This is a genomic window from Bradyrhizobium sp. AUGA SZCCT0158 (genome assembly GCF_018130065.1).
Classification (GTDB): domain Bacteria; phylum Pseudomonadota; class Alphaproteobacteria; order Rhizobiales; family Xanthobacteraceae; genus Bradyrhizobium.
This window is the reverse complement of the sequence record NZ_JAFCME010000007.1, coordinates 25,388-38,828: the sequence shown is the minus strand read 5'-3', so window position 1 is coordinate 38,828 and position 13,441 is coordinate 25,388. Positions and strand designations below refer to the sequence as shown.

At 63.5% G+C, this 13,441-nt stretch carries 11 protein-coding genes; 8 read left to right on the top strand and 3 right to left on the bottom strand.

The window, feature by feature from the left end; translation table 11 throughout:
- Positions 1–47 precede the first annotated feature (47 nt).
- A complete protein-coding gene (locus tag JQ574_RS11885) occupies positions 48–563 on the top strand; it encodes a TRAP transporter small permease (protein WP_212208453.1) in 516 nt (171 codons plus the stop codon).
- Complete coding sequence (locus JQ574_RS11880; RefSeq protein WP_212208452.1) at positions 560–1,879, top strand: TRAP transporter large permease; 1,320 nt, start codon at positions 560–562, stop codon at positions 1,877–1,879. Before JQ574_RS11885 ends, JQ574_RS11880 begins: the two co-directional genes overlap by 4 nt.
- Before the next feature lie 48 nt (positions 1,880–1,927).
- Here JQ574_RS11880 and JQ574_RS11875 read toward each other — a convergent pair whose 3' ends face one another.
- Positions 1,928–3,190, bottom strand: a complete 1,263-nt coding sequence (locus JQ574_RS11875) for a serine hydrolase (RefSeq protein WP_212208451.1) — start codon at positions 3,188–3,190, stop codon at positions 1,928–1,930.
- Between the two features lie 135 nt (positions 3,191–3,325).
- Here JQ574_RS11875 and JQ574_RS11870 point away from each other — a divergent pair, with 135 nt between their 5' ends.
- From JQ574_RS11870 to JQ574_RS11845, 6 genes are all read left to right on the top strand, one after another.
- A complete protein-coding gene (locus JQ574_RS11870; RefSeq protein ID WP_212208450.1) occupies positions 3,326–4,264 on the top strand; it encodes a dioxygenase in 939 nt (312 codons plus the stop codon).
- A 331-nt stretch (positions 4,265–4,595) separates the two neighbouring features.
- The gene (locus tag JQ574_RS11865; protein WP_212208449.1) at positions 4,596–5,909 is read left to right on the top strand and encodes a CmpA/NrtA family ABC transporter substrate-binding protein; all 1,314 of its coding nucleotides are present in this window, start codon (positions 4,596–4,598) and stop codon (positions 5,907–5,909) included.
- 59 nt (positions 5,910–5,968) lie between these two features.
- Positions 5,969–6,877: a nitrate ABC transporter permease gene (gene ntrB / locus JQ574_RS11860; RefSeq protein WP_212208448.1), complete on the top strand. Its 909-nt coding sequence runs from the start codon at positions 5,969–5,971 to the stop codon at positions 6,875–6,877.
- Positions 6,878–6,889: 12 nt separating this feature from the next.
- Complete coding sequence (locus tag JQ574_RS11855; protein ID WP_212208447.1) at positions 6,890–7,684, top strand: ABC transporter ATP-binding protein; 795 nt, start codon at positions 6,890–6,892, stop codon at positions 7,682–7,684.
- Between the two features lie 55 nt (positions 7,685–7,739).
- Positions 7,740–8,957 (top strand): NAD(P)/FAD-dependent oxidoreductase, encoded by a 1,218-nt coding sequence (locus tag JQ574_RS11850; RefSeq protein WP_212208446.1) that lies wholly within the window; start codon positions 7,740–7,742, stop codon positions 8,955–8,957.
- 13 nt (positions 8,958–8,970) lie between these two features.
- Positions 8,971–11,673: a nitrate reductase gene (locus JQ574_RS11845; RefSeq protein WP_212208445.1), complete on the top strand. Its 2,703-nt coding sequence runs from the start codon at positions 8,971–8,973 to the stop codon at positions 11,671–11,673.
- A 137-nt stretch (positions 11,674–11,810) separates the two neighbouring features.
- On the opposite strand, the gene JQ574_RS11840 is transcribed toward JQ574_RS11845, so the two are convergent.
- Both JQ574_RS11840 and JQ574_RS11835 read right to left on the bottom strand, forming a co-directional pair.
- Positions 11,811–12,485, bottom strand: a complete 675-nt coding sequence (locus tag JQ574_RS11840) for an L-2-amino-thiazoline-4-carboxylic acid hydrolase (protein ID WP_212208444.1) — start codon at positions 12,483–12,485, stop codon at positions 11,811–11,813.
- Entirely contained in the window at positions 12,478–13,353 is an 876-nt protein-coding gene (locus tag JQ574_RS11835) for a VOC family protein (protein WP_212208443.1), read from the bottom strand. The genes JQ574_RS11840 and JQ574_RS11835 overlap by 8 nt, the downstream gene beginning before the upstream one ends.
- Positions 13,354–13,441 lie beyond the last annotated feature (88 nt).

Genomic DNA, 13,441 nt, shown 5'->3' with positions numbered 1-13,441 from the left:
CTTCACCGCTTGCCCCGTTCGATGAGTGTTACCGCGCGGGGGCGCCAATGACCGAACTGCCGATCGATTTCAACCCGTCGCTGTGGCGGCGACTGACGCGCGCCTACGGCAAATTGCTGGAAATCCTCCTGGCCGCCTGCGTCGGAATCCTGGTGATTCCCGTCACGCTGCAGATCATCTCGCGCTATACGCCGTTCATCCCATCCTACATCTGGACCGAGGAGATGGCGCGGTTCCTGTTCGTCTGGACCATCATGATCGGGGCGATGGTCGGCGTCAGGGAGGCGCAGCATTTCGAAGTCGATGTCTGGCCCGATTTGTCGCGGCGGTCGGAGGCCGCTGTGCGGATCACGGGACGGCTCGGGATATTGGCGCTGGCGCTGGTGTTCGTGTGGGCGGGCCTTGAGTTCACGCGGTTTGCCTGGAACAGGACGTCGGAGCTGGCCGATCTGCCGCTCTGGCTGATTCACGTCGCATGGCCGGTGGCAGGCTTCACGTGGATCGCGTTCGCGGGCGAACAGATCGTCGATGAGGCGCGGATCTTGTTCGGGGTGGCACGATGAGCGGCAGCGTTCTTTCCGCCGGGCAGGCCGCTATGGTCCTGTTCGGCGTTTTCATCGGCCTGCTCATCCTGCGCGTACCGGTCGCGTTCGCGCTCGGGCTTGCCTGCCTGCCGATCCTGCTGATCGAGCCGCGGCTGTCGATGATGATGCTCGCGCAGGAAACCTTCAATGCCTACAACTCCTTCATCCTGCTGGCGGTGCCGTTCTTCCTGCTGACCGCGAACCTGATGAGCATCGGCGGCATCACCGACCGCCTGGTGTCGCTGTCGCGTTCGATGGTCGGGCACTGGCCAGGCTCGCTGGCGCAGATCAACGTCGTGCTGTCGGTGTTCTTCGCCGGCATCTCCGGCTCCTCGACCGCGGATGCGGCGAGTCAGTCGAAGATCTTCATCGATGCCCAGACCAAGGAAGGCTACGACCTCTCGTTTTCGATCGCCATCACCGCGGTGTCGGCGGTGCTTGCGGTCATCATCCCGCCGTCGATCCTGATGATCGTGTGGGGCGGGTTGATCTCGACGTCGATCGCGGCGATGTACCTGGCCGGCATCGTCCCCGGATTGTTGATCGCGGGCGCGCAGATGGTCACCGTGCATGTCTATGCGGTGCGCCGCGGCTATCCGACCTATCCAAAGTCGAGCTGGGTCGAGATGCGTTGCGCGCTCTGGCGATCTATACCGGCGCTGATCACCCCGTTCATCATCGTCGGAGGCATTCTCCTCGGCTGGTTCACGGCAACCGAGTCCGCCTGCGTCGCGGTGCTGTATTCGGTGGCGCTGTCGGCTTTCTTCTACCGCGAAACCGGCGCCAAAGAACTTTACAAGGCCTTGCTCGACACCGGGCGCCTCGCCGGCGTCGCGCTGTTCTGTATCGGCACGGCGAGCGCATTCGGCTGGCTGCTCGCCTATTACAAGATTCCGCAGGAACTGCTGGCCAACGTCTCGACATGGGGCATGGGGCCGATCGCGGCGGGCTTCTTCATCTCCTTCTGTTTTCTGGTGGTCGGCTGCTTCCTCGATGCCATTCCGGCGATCGTGATCGTCGGCACCGTGCTGGAGCCCCTGGCGCGGGCGGTCGATCTCCATCCGGTGCAGTTCGCGATCATCTCGATCGTCTCGCTGGCGTTCGGGCTGGTGACACCGCCTTACGGGCTATGTCTGATGATCGCGTGCTCGATTGCCGGGGTGCGGCTGCGTTATGCGCTCAAGGACACCGTGATCATGCTGATCCCGATGCTGCTGGTGCTGGCGGCGCTGATCATCTGGCCCAGCGTATCGCTGTTCCTGCCGCGCCTGATCGTGCCGGAGATGTTGAAATAGCAGGCCATCTATCCCGCGGCGATCATGCCGCGGGATGAGGCTCCGGCTTCAGAGATTGCTGTCGGTGATCGCCGCATACACCAGGGTGCGCAGCTCGCGCCGCAGCGGATAGGCGCTCGACGGCAGCACCTGGGTCATGAAGATCGTGATCAGTTCTTCGGCGGGATCGATGAAGAACGAGGTCGTCGCCGCGCCGCCCCAATTATACTCGCCGGGGCTGCCGGGAATCAGCGTCTGCTCGGGATGCATGGTGACGGCAAAGCCGAGGCCGAAGCCGATGCCGTTATAGGTGGCTTCGCTGAACAGTGAGCGCGACATGCCAGGCAGGTCCAACCCGCCGGGCAGATGGTTCGACGTCATCAGCTTCAGCGTCTTTGGCCCGATGAGCCTGACGCCGCCAAGCTCACCGCCATTGAGGAGCGCCCGGCAGAAGGTGAGATAGTCGGCCGCGGTCGAGCACAATCCGCCGCCGCCGGAGACGAGCGAGGGCGGGGTAAGGAACGAACTCGTAGCCGGGTCATCCTGCAGCTTCAATGTGGCCTCGCCGGCCGTCATGCCGATCTGTACGCCGGCGGAATAGCAGGCCGCAAAACGATGCGCCTTGTCTGCCGGCACGAAGAAGTCGGTGTCGTTCATGCCGAGCGGATTGAAGATGCGTTCCTTCAGGAACTGCTCGAACGGCATGCCGCTGATCTTGCCGATCAGATAGCCGACCACGTCGGTGGCAACCGAATAGTTCCAAGCTTCGCCCGGCGAAAATTCCAGTGGGATCTTGGCGAGATCCTCGATCATGCTTTGCAGCGTGCCGGCCTTGATGACCTCGCCGATCTTGTTCTCGCGATAGGCGGCGTCGACATTGGAGCGCTGCTGGAAGCCATACGTAAGACCCGAGGTGTGCCGCAACAGGTCCACGATCAGCATCGGCCGCGACGGTGGCCGGGTCAGGAAGGCCGGGAAGCTGCCGGCCTGGAACACGCCGAGGTTCTTCCATTCCGGAATGTATTTGTGGACGGGCTCGTCGAGCGCGACGCGGCCCTCCTCGAGCAGCATCATGAAAGCCACGCTCGTGATCGGCTTGGTCATCGAATAGATGCGGAAGATGGTGTCGTCCTTGACCGGGACCTTGCGCTCGAGGTCGGCAAAGCCCTGCGCGGTCGAATGCACGACCTTGCCGCGGCGGTAGATCAGGACCTGTGTTCCCGGGAAGCGGCCGGCGTCGATGTAGCGCTGCTTGAGATGGTTCTCGAGACGATCCAGCGCCGGCTTCGACATTCCGGCAGACTCGGGCGAGGCGGGGGTAGGGGCTAGCATCAGGGCTGATCTCCGGCTGGCGAGGGAGCCTTGATAGCCGAAAAGTGTGCCCCGTTCCAACCGCCTGCGCTTACCCCGTGCGGTATGGTGGTGTAGGCTTGACCGAGCCACCATGCACCCCGCAGGACAGCCAAAATGCCCCAATTCAACGAAACCGAACTGACCGCCGCTGTGATCCGCAGCTTCGATGACACGCCGGATCCGCGGGCGAAATTCCTGCTGCAGGAATTGGTGAAATCGTTGCACGATTATGTCAGCCGGACCGATCTCACCTTCGAGGAATGGGAATACGCGATCGATTTCCTGACCCGGACCGGACAGAAGTGCACCCCGATCCGCCAGGAATTCATCCTGCTCTCCGACGTGCTCGGGGTCTCGATGCTGGTCGACGCCGTCAACCACCGCGAACGCGAAGGCGCCACCGAGACCACCGTGCTCGGGCCGTTCTATGTCGGCGAACACAAGGTGACGCCGCACGGCACCGACGTCTCGGCCAATTTGCCGGGCGAGCGGATGTTCGTGCAGGGCCGCGTCACGGATCTTGCGGGCAAGCCGCTGGCGAATGTTCCCGTCGATATCTGGCACGCCGATGACGAAGGCTATTACGATTCACAGAAGGCGTCTTATGCCACCGAGGGACCCTCGTCGCGGGCGCGCTTCGTCACCGATGCCGATGGCCGGTTCTTCTTCCGCACCATTTTGCCGTGCAGCTATCCGATCCCGACCGACGGTCCGGTCGGCGAAATGATCATCCAGACGCGGCGGCACGCGATGCGGCCGGCGCATGTGCACTTCCTGGTCGATGCGCCTGGCTATCAGCCGCTGATCACGCATGTGTTCATGGAGGGCGACAAATATCTCGATTCCGACGTGGTGTTCGGCGTCAAGGACGAGCTGGTCGCGAAGATTGAAAAACGCACTGACGCAACGATGCCGGACGGCAAGCCCGCGGCCGCGCCGTGGCACCTGATGACCTACGAATTCAGGATGAAACCGGGCGATGGCGCCGCGCCAAAACCGATGATGGCCAGGACCACTGACAAGACACCTGACAACGCCAAAGAGGACGCCTGAGGCAGGCTGGTGCGAGGCCTGCCCAATCATTGTGCACCGCACAAGGATTGGGCGAATCGCAAATTTGAAAAGCGATGACTGGTTCCTGACCGCTGCCGATTTTTGCGGCATTGGTTCTGCATCGCACTGATATTTAAAAGTTTTTTGTAGTGAAGAAGGCTTGGCACGAAGCTTGAATAGCTAGTGCTGACGCCATTGATGCCGTCCCTTGAGACCACTCATCCGAATTGTGACGCCGCACTCCGGGGGCATCCCTGGAACGCGCCCTCGTGCGACCACGCGCGGTGATCCATTCGGACGGCCCCATTTCCAACGAAGGATAGAGAGACCCATGACGAAGCCCACCCATCCGACCTCACACGGCCTCAGCCGCCGCCGGCTCTTGAAAGCGACCGCTGGTACGGCGGCGTTGCTGGCCGCGGCCAAGCTAAATTTCCCGGCTGGCGCCTTCGCGCAAGGGGCGGGGCCCGAAGTGAAGGGGGCCAAGCTCGGCTTCATTGCGCTCAGCGATGCCGGCGCGCTGTTCGTGGCCAAGGACAAGGGCCTGTTCGCCAAGCACGGCGTCCCCGATGTCGACGTGCAGAAGCAGGCCTCATGGGGCACCACGCGCGACAACCTCGTGCTGGGATCGGAAGGCAACGGCATCGATGGCGCGCATATCCTCACCCCGATGCCGTATTTGATCTCGGCCGGCAAGGTGACGCAGAACAACCAGCCGACGCCGATGTACATCCTTGCGCGGCTCAATCTCGACGCGCAGTGCATCTCGGTCTCCAATGAATACGCCGATCTCAAGGTCGGCCTGGACGCCAAACCGTTCAAGGAAGCGCTGGAAAAGAAGAAAGCTGCCGGCAAGCCGATCAAGGCGGCGATGACGTTCCCGGGCGGCACGCACGATCTGTGGATCCGTTACTGGCTCGCCGCCGGCGGCATCGACCCCGACAAGGACATCGAAACCATTACGGTGCCGCCGCCGCAGATGGTCGCCAACATGAAGGTCGGCACCATGGACTGCTTCTGCGTCGGCGAACCCTGGCCCGGCCAGCTCGTGCATCAGAAGATCGGCTACACCGCGGTCAACACCGGCGAGCTCTGGAACAAGCATCCCGAGAAATCCTTCGCGATGCGCTCGGCCTGGGTCGACAAGAATCCGAAGGCTGCGCAGGCCATCACCATGGCGATCCAGGAGGCGCAGCAATGGGCCGACAAGATGGAGAACAAGGAAGAACTCGCCACCATCATGGGCAAGCGGCAGTGGATCAACTGCCCGGTTGAGGACATTCTCGATCGCGCCAAGGGCAAGTTCGACTACGGCACCGGCAAGGTGGTCGAGAACTCGCCGCACATCATGAAGTACTGGCGCGACCACGCCTCCTATCCGTTCCAGAGCCACGATCTCTGGTTCATGACCGAGGACATTCGCTGGGGCAAGTTCGAACCCGGCTTCGATTCCAAGGCGCTGATCGCCAAGGTCAACCGCGAGGACATCTGGCGCGACGCGGCAAAGGCGCTCGGCGTCGCGGCAGCGGATATTCCGGCCTCGAAGTCACGCGGCAAGGAGACCTTCTTCGACGGCAAGGTGTTCGATCCGGAAGATCCGGCCGCGTACCTGAAGTCGCTGTCCATCAAGCGTGCTGATGTCTGATCCGGCAGGACCGCCCGCAAGCGGGCGGTCCGCCTCGTGAACACGGAGACGCATTTCCCATGAACATGCCTGCGATCAAGACCGAACCCGCCACCGCGATTGTTACGCACGCGGCGGCCCCGGTTGCCACCCCGGTCGTGACGATGACGCCGAAGCGTCCGCCGCGTGCCGAAAAATACAGCAAGATGGTCAAGGACACCGCGGTGCGCGTCGTGCCGCCGCTGATCGTGATCGCGCTCCTGATGCTGTTCTGGGAGCTGGTCTGCCAACGCGCCGGCTCCACCTTGCCGCCGCCCTCGCGCGTGTTCAAGGACACCAAGGAACTGATCTTCGATCCGTTCTTCGATCGCGGCGGCATCGACAAGGGCCTGTTCTGGCACTTGTCCGCAAGTCTGCAGCGCGTCGCGCTCGGCTATTCGATCGCTGCGATCGTCGGCGTCGCGCTCGGCACGCTGGTCGGCCAGTCGGTCTGGGCGATGCGCGGCCTCGATCCCTTGTTCCAGGTATTGCGCACCATCCCGCCGCTGGCGTGGCTGCCGCTGTCGCTGGCCGCGTTCCGCGACGGCCAGCCCTCGGCGATCTTCGTGATCTTCATCACCTCGGTGTGGCCGATCATCATCAACACCGCGGTCGGCATCCGCAACATCCCGCAGGATTACCGCAACGTCGCGGCCGTGGTGCAGCTCAATCCGCTGGAGTTCTTCGGCAAGATCATGATCCCGGCCGCTGCCCCCTACATCTTCACGGGCCTGCGCATCGGCATCGGCCTGTCCTGGCTCGCAATCGTCGCGGCCGAGATGCTGATCGGCGGCGTCGGCATCGGCTTCTTCATCTGGGATGCCTGGAACTCCTCGCACATCAGCGAGATCATCCTGGCGCTGTTCTATGTCGGCATCATCGGCTTCGTGCTCGATCGCTTGATCGCAGGACTGGGCAAGATCGTCACCCGCGGCACTTCCGCAGGCTGAAGGGAGCATATCATGCAGGCCTATCTGAAGCTCGACCACATCGACAAGACCTTCACCCGCGGCAATGCCTCGACCGAGGTGCTGAAGGAAATCAACCTGACGATCGACAAGGGCGAATACGTTTCGATCATCGGCCATTCCGGATGTGGAAAATCCACGCTGCTCAACATCGTGGCCGGCCTTACCGACTGCACCAATGGCTGCGTGCTGCTGGAAAACCGCGAAGTCAATTCGCCGGGACCGGATCGCGCAGTGGTGTTCCAGAACCACAGCCTGCTGCCCTGGCTGACCGTCTATGAAAACGTACGGCTCGGCGTCGACAAGGTGTTCGCTTCGAGCAAGACCCGCAGCGAACGCGATGCCTGGGTGATGCACAATCTCAACCTCGTGCAGATGGCCCATGCCAAGGACAAGCGCCCGTCGGAAATCTCCGGCGGCATGAAGCAGCGCGTCGGTATCGCCCGAGCGCTGGCGATGGAGCCGAAGGTGCTGCTGCTCGACGAGCCCTTTGGCGCGCTCGACGCGCTGACCCGCGCGCATCTGCAGGACTCGGTGATGGCGCTGCACCAGAAGCTCGGCAACACCATCCTGATGATCACCCATGACGTCGACGAGGCCGTGCTGCTGTCGGACCGCATCGTGATGATGACCAACGGGCCGAGCGCGCGGATCGGCGAAGTACTGGAAGTGCCGCTGGCGCGTCCGCGCAAACGGCTCGAGCTCGCAACCAACCCCGGGTACCTCAAGTGCCGGCAGCGCGTGCTCGAATTCCTGTACGAGCGGCATCGCTTCGTCGAGGCGGCGTAGTTCTTGTTATCTCCGCGCCCGCGCGGGCGCTGAAGCGGCCGAGTGAGGGTACGTCATGAGCGAACCGCTGGTGATTGTCGGCAACGGAATGGCTGCCGCGCGTCTGGTCGACGAACTGGCCAAGGTCGCGCTCGGCCGCTACGCCATTGCCGTGATCGGGGACGAACCGCGGCTTGCGTATAATCGCGTGCTGCTGTCATCGGTCCTTGCCGGCGAGACCGCCTCGCATGATATCGAGCTCAGGCCCGCTTCATGGTGGCGCGACCGCGGCGTCACCCTGAAATACGGCTGCCGGGCCACCGAGGTCGATGTCGGGCGGCGCGAAGTCAAAATCGAAAATGAAGAGAGTGTCCCGTTCTCGAAACTGGTCCTGACCACGGGTTCGTCGCCGCTGCGGCTCAACGTATCAGGCGCCGATCTTGCCGGCGTGCACACGTTTCGCGACAGCCGCGACGTCGATCTCCTGCTGACGCTGGCCGCGCAGAAGAAGCGCGTCGTGGTCGTCGGTGGCGGGCTGCTCGGGCTGGAAGCGGCCTACGGGCTCGCCAAGGCCGGCGCGCCGGTGACGCTGGTTCATTTGATGGACCGGCTGATGGAGCGCCAGCTCGATGCGCCCGCCGCGGAACTGTTGAAATCGCTGGTCGAGCGCAAGGGCATCGAGATCCTGCTCAATGCCAACACCGCGCGCATCCATGGCACGACACGCGTCGAGGGCCTCGAACTGACCGATGGCCGCCGCATCGATGCCGATGCGGTGATCTTCGCAGCGGGCATCCGGCCGAATATCGCTCTGGCAAAGGAAGCCGGCATTGCCGTCAACCGCGGCGTCGTCGTCGACGACGTCATGCAAACCGTCGCGCCCGGCATCTTTGCGATCGGCGAATGCGCCGAACACCGCGGCATCTGCTACGGCCTGGTCGAGCCGGCCTACGAGCAGGCGCGCGTGCTGGCGCGGCATCTCGCAGGCCGCGACACCTCCTATAGCGGCAGCATCGTGGCGACCAATCTGAAGGTCTCCGGCGTCAGCGTGTTCTCAGCGGGTGATTTCGTGGGCACTGAGGGCTCCGAAACCATCGTGCTCAGCGATCTCAACTACGGCACCTACAAGAAACTCGTGGTCGCGGACGGACGGCTGACCGGCGCAGTCTTGATCGGCGATGTCAGCGACGCGCTCTGGTATCTCGAACTGATCCGTACCCGCCAGCCCACCGCGCCCATTCGCGCCGACATGATGTTCGGCCGTTCGCTCGCGATCCGTTCAGAGGCGGCATGAGCCGGTTGCTCGCATGACCGCCGTCGATCCCCATTTGCGCGTCACCAAGACCACCTGCGCCTATTGCGGCGTCGGTTGCGGCGTGCTGGCGACGCCCGACGGGCGGGGCGGGGCGTCGATCTCGGGCGATCCCGAGCACCCGGCGAATTTCGGCCGGCTGTGCTCGAAGGGCTCGGCGCTCGGCGAGACGCTGGGTCTGGAAAATCGCCTGCTGCATCCGATGATCCGCTGTGACAATGGGACCATGGAGCGCGTGGCCTGGAGCGACGCGCTCGACCATGTCGCGCATCGTTTTCAGCACATCATCGCGCGCGACGGACCCGGCGCCGTCGCGTTCTATCTCTCCGGGCAGCTGCTGACCGAAGACTATTACGTCGCCAACAAGCTGATGAAGGGATTCGTCGGCAGCGCCAATGTCGACACCAATTCACGGCTGTGCATGGCGTCGTCAGTCGCCGGCCACCGCCGCGCGTTCGGGGCGGACACCGTGCCCGGCTGCTACGAAGATCTCGACGAGGCCGATTTGCTGGTGCTGGTCGGCTCCAACGCGGCCTGGTGTCATCCGGTGCTGTACCAGCGCATGCTGGTCAACAAGCAGAGCCGCGGCGCTCGCATCGTGGTGATCGATCCGCGCCGGACCGATACGGTCGGCGATGACGATCTGTTTCTGGGGTTGAAGCCGGGAACCGACACCGCATTGTTCAGCGGTTTGCTGGTGCACCTCGCCGACAACGGCGCGCTCGACCGCGACTACATCGAACGCCATACCACTGGCTTCGACGACGCGATGATGCGGGCGCGCAGCATGGCCGGCAGCCTCGGCGCGACGGCGCTGGCAACCGGCCTGTCCGAGCCTGATGTCGCGGCGTTCTTCCAGATGTTCGCCAATACGCCGCGCGTGGTCACGATGTATTCGCAAGGCGTCAACCAATCGGCGCAGGGCACCGACAAGGTCAATGCGATCCTCAACTGCCACCTTGCGACGGGTCGGATCGGTAAATTGGGCGCGTCGCCGTTCTCGCTGACCGGACAGCCCAATGCGATGGGCGGCCGCGAGGTCGGCGGGCTCGCCAACCAGCTGGCGGCCCATATGGGTTTTTCGCCGCCGGATATCGACCGCGTGCGCCGGTTCTGGAAGGCGCCGCGGATCGCCACCCATGAAGGGCTGAAAGCGGTCCAGATGTTCGAGGCCATCGCGCGCGGCGAGATCAAGGCGCTGTGGGTGATCGGCACCAATCCGGCGGTGTCGCTGCCCAATGCCGACGCCGTCAGCGCGGCGCTGAAGAAGCTCGAATTGTTCGTCGTCTCCGAAAACGTTGTTACCAACGACACCGTCGATGCCGGGGCGCAGGTGCTGTTTCCGGCGCAGGCCTGGGGCGAGAAATCCGGCACCGTGACCAACTCGGAACGCCGCATCTCCCGTCAGCGCGCGTTTCTTTCTTCGCCGGGCGAGGCGCGGCCGGATTGGTGGATCATCGGCGAGATCGCAAAGCGGCTCGGCTTTGGCGCGGCATTCAATTTTGCATCAGCCGCCGATATTTTTCGCGAGCACGCCGCACTCTCGGCGTTCGAAAACGAGGGCAACCGCGATTTTGACATCGGCGGCTTGCAGGCGCTGTCGGACGAAGCGTTCGATACGATGGCGCCGGTGCAATGGCCGATCCGGCTCGATGCGCAGCCGCAGGCGCGCTTCTTTGCCGAAGGCGGATTCTTCACTGGCGAACAGAAGGCCGGTTTTATCGCACCCGAGACTCCCGCGCTGCGGACCGAGACTACGGCCGCGCGCCCGCTGCGGCTGAACACCGGCCGCGTCCGCGACCAATGGCACACCATGACCCGCACCGGGATGAGCCCGCGGCTCGGCCAGCATCTGCCGGAGCCGTTCGTCGAAGTGCATCCGGACGACGCGGCAAGGCACGGCGTCGCCGACGGCGATTTCGCGCGGGTCACGACCGATTACGGACAATGCACGCTGCGGGTTGTCGTCAGCGAGCGCCAGCAGCGCGGCATGCTGTTCGCGCCGATCCACTGGAGCGCGGTCACCGCGACCGGCGCACGCGTGGGATCGCTGGTCGCGCCGCTCACCGATCCGTTCTCCGGCCAGCCCGAGAACAAGGCGACGCCGGCCTCGATCACCCCTTACGAATATGTGTTCCGCGGCTTTGCGTTGTCGCGCACGCCGCTCGAGCTACCCGCGCATGCCTGGTGGGCGCGCGTCGCCGTCAATGGCGGCTATGGCTATCTGCTCGCGGATAACGCCGATCTCAGGGGCTGGCAGTCCTGGCTCGGATCGATCGCCGGCGATGACCTCGCCGAATACAAGGACTTTGGCGGCGGCGTCTATCGCGCGGCGTCCTTTGCCGCCGACCGTATCGAGACCTGCCTGTTCATCGGGCCCGCGCGGGACGCCGGCGACTGGAATGTGGTCAAGGGCCTGTTTGCCGCCGACGCGCTCAGCAACGATCAGCGCCGCATGCTGTTGTCGGGCAAATCGATGGACGGTCTTGCCAATGCCGGCCCGATCATCTGCGCCTGTTTTGGTGTTGGCCGCACCACGATCTGCGACAGCATCGCCGCAGGCGCGCGATCCGCGGCCGACATCGGCGCCAAACTGAAGGCGGGCACCAATTGCGGCTCATGCATTCCGGAGTTGAAGCGACTGATCGCGCAAACCGCGCCGAACGCCGTGCCGCAGTTGGCCGTGGCTGCGAATTAAAGCAGGTCCATCAACGTCATTGCGAGCGTAGCGAAGCAATCCATTCTTGCTTCCTTTTTGCCGCCCGATGGATTGCTTCGCTTCGCTCGCAATGACGGAGGAGGCGACGCGAATGACTCGAGCACACCCGTATCGTCCTACTCCGACGCCAGCCGCGAGAATCGGAAATTGCAGTGGCTCGCGCCGCCAGCCAGCGTTTGTGTCCTTTCCAAATGGATGCCCCGCGTTGCATAGGCGTCGAAATCAAGCCCGCAGATGTTCGGCAGGATTTCTTTGTCGCCATGGCGATCCGCGAATTTGCAGAAGCCGCAAGCCTTGTAGTTGATGCCGAATTCAAACTTGTCACCCGTATCAGGCTCGACGAAATCGTAGACGAAATCTTCCGGAAATTCTTGGCGGTGGCTTTTTGCAGCCTGCTCGCGCAGCAAAGCCTGATTCTCTGACGACATGAACTGACGACCCGAGGCGAGGCGTTCCGCTTCGGGCACGGTGAGCAATTGCGCCTTGTAGGTTTCTCGCTCGATTTCGCCGATCGCGGACAGCGGAACGTCGTGTCGCCGGAGCACCCGGCTGATGGCCATAAAGCCGATGAGGCGCATGAAGAAATCGCTCATACGGCTTGCCGAGCCTCCGACATAGGGCATTTGGGTAAGCACGATTTCGAATTCGTCCATCACCTCCTGCCGGATCCCATCAATATCGGATAGATGCGCGCGCTCGCACAACATCGCTTCGGCAAGGTCGAGGCGATGGCGCATGGCGGTCTCCATCGCACCGCGATGCTGTTCGTAAAAGGGGTGAATCTCAGCCATAGGCAGTCTCCTGTTCGACGAACTCCAGCGCCAGGCCATGCGATGCGGCGGGCGAAGTCAGCAACACATTGCCGATGACCTCGAACGCGACGCCGTTATTCTTCAGGACTCGCCCGGTCGCATCGAGATCGGTGACCGCCAGCCGCGCCGCGCAAAAGCGCGGCGAACCATCGGCGGCGCAATTCGGCAGCCGGCGTGCCAGCTCGGACGGGCCGAGCACGGTGATCCGGTCGCCGCTCTCGCCCACCGTCAATCGCCCGGGCGCAAGCTCGGCGGCCCCCTCCGTGAGGCGCTCGAGGAACGCGCGGTGCTGCGCCGGCTCCGGCGCCGACATCACGACCTCGACCACGCGCAGGGCGCCGTTGGGGTGATGCTGGTATTCGGCCTTCCAGAACAGTTCGGGCGGATGGCGTTGCTGGCAGGTGAAGAAGGCGATCCCGGGCATCGCGGGATCAGTGGCAAACGCCAGTGAAAATCCAACGCGGGCCGTGCCACCGCCCGGCAGCACCGCGTCACGGCCAAAATCGAACGGCGCATAGGCGCCGATATGGGCCGCGTTGAAGCGCACCGCTTCGGCATGGGAGTCGGTGCTGTGCAAGGCCAGCATCGACATCCCTTCACCGGTGCGAAGAAAATCCTGATTGTGGGCGGCGAAGCTGAAGTGGCCGGGCGCGGCTGGCGGCACTGCCCCAGCATCGGTGACGGCAAGCAGCTCCAGAAAATTATTCCCGAACATCGCCAGACGGTTGCTGGTTCCAAAGGGATGGACACCGGTCGGCGTGAGAGAAAAGCCGAGCGTTTGCCAGTCCGGCGCGGCCTTTGCCAGATTGTGGACGCAAATAACGAGATGATCTAGTCGGCGAGGCATGGGATCTCCGGATGCTGCGAAGCGACCGTAACCGGGGACATCAGGTCAGCGCAAAGCATAGTTCCTTCGCTCAAGCACTAGAAAATCT

Excerpts from the sequence above, each read along its gene's own strand:
- JQ574_RS11885 (WP_212208453.1), top strand. The coding sequence starts at position 48 with ATGACCGAACTGCCGATCGATTTCAACCCGTCGCTGTGGCGGCGACTG.
- JQ574_RS11880 (WP_212208452.1), top strand. The coding sequence starts at position 560 with ATGAGCGGCAGCGTTCTTTCCGCCGGGCAGGCCGCTATGGTCCTGTTC.
- JQ574_RS11875 (WP_212208451.1), bottom strand. The coding sequence starts at position 3,190 with ATGCTAGCCCCTACCCCCGCCTCGCCCGAGTCTGCCGGAATGTCGAAG.
- JQ574_RS11870 (WP_212208450.1), top strand. The coding sequence starts at position 3,326 with ATGCCCCAATTCAACGAAACCGAACTGACCGCCGCTGTGATCCGCAGC.
- JQ574_RS11865 (WP_212208449.1), top strand. The coding sequence starts at position 4,596 with ATGACGAAGCCCACCCATCCGACCTCACACGGCCTCAGCCGCCGCCGG.
- ntrB (WP_212208448.1), top strand. The coding sequence starts at position 5,969 with ATGAACATGCCTGCGATCAAGACCGAACCCGCCACCGCGATTGTTACG.
- JQ574_RS11855 (WP_212208447.1), top strand. The coding sequence starts at position 6,890 with ATGCAGGCCTATCTGAAGCTCGACCACATCGACAAGACCTTCACCCGC.
- JQ574_RS11850 (WP_212208446.1), top strand. The coding sequence starts at position 7,740 with ATGAGCGAACCGCTGGTGATTGTCGGCAACGGAATGGCTGCCGCGCGT.
- JQ574_RS11845 (WP_212208445.1), top strand. The coding sequence starts at position 8,971 with ATGACCGCCGTCGATCCCCATTTGCGCGTCACCAAGACCACCTGCGCC.
- JQ574_RS11840 (WP_212208444.1), bottom strand. The coding sequence starts at position 12,485 with ATGGCTGAGATTCACCCCTTTTACGAACAGCATCGCGGTGCGATGGAG.
- JQ574_RS11835 (WP_212208443.1), bottom strand. The coding sequence starts at position 13,353 with ATGCCTCGCCGACTAGATCATCTCGTTATTTGCGTCCACAATCTGGCA.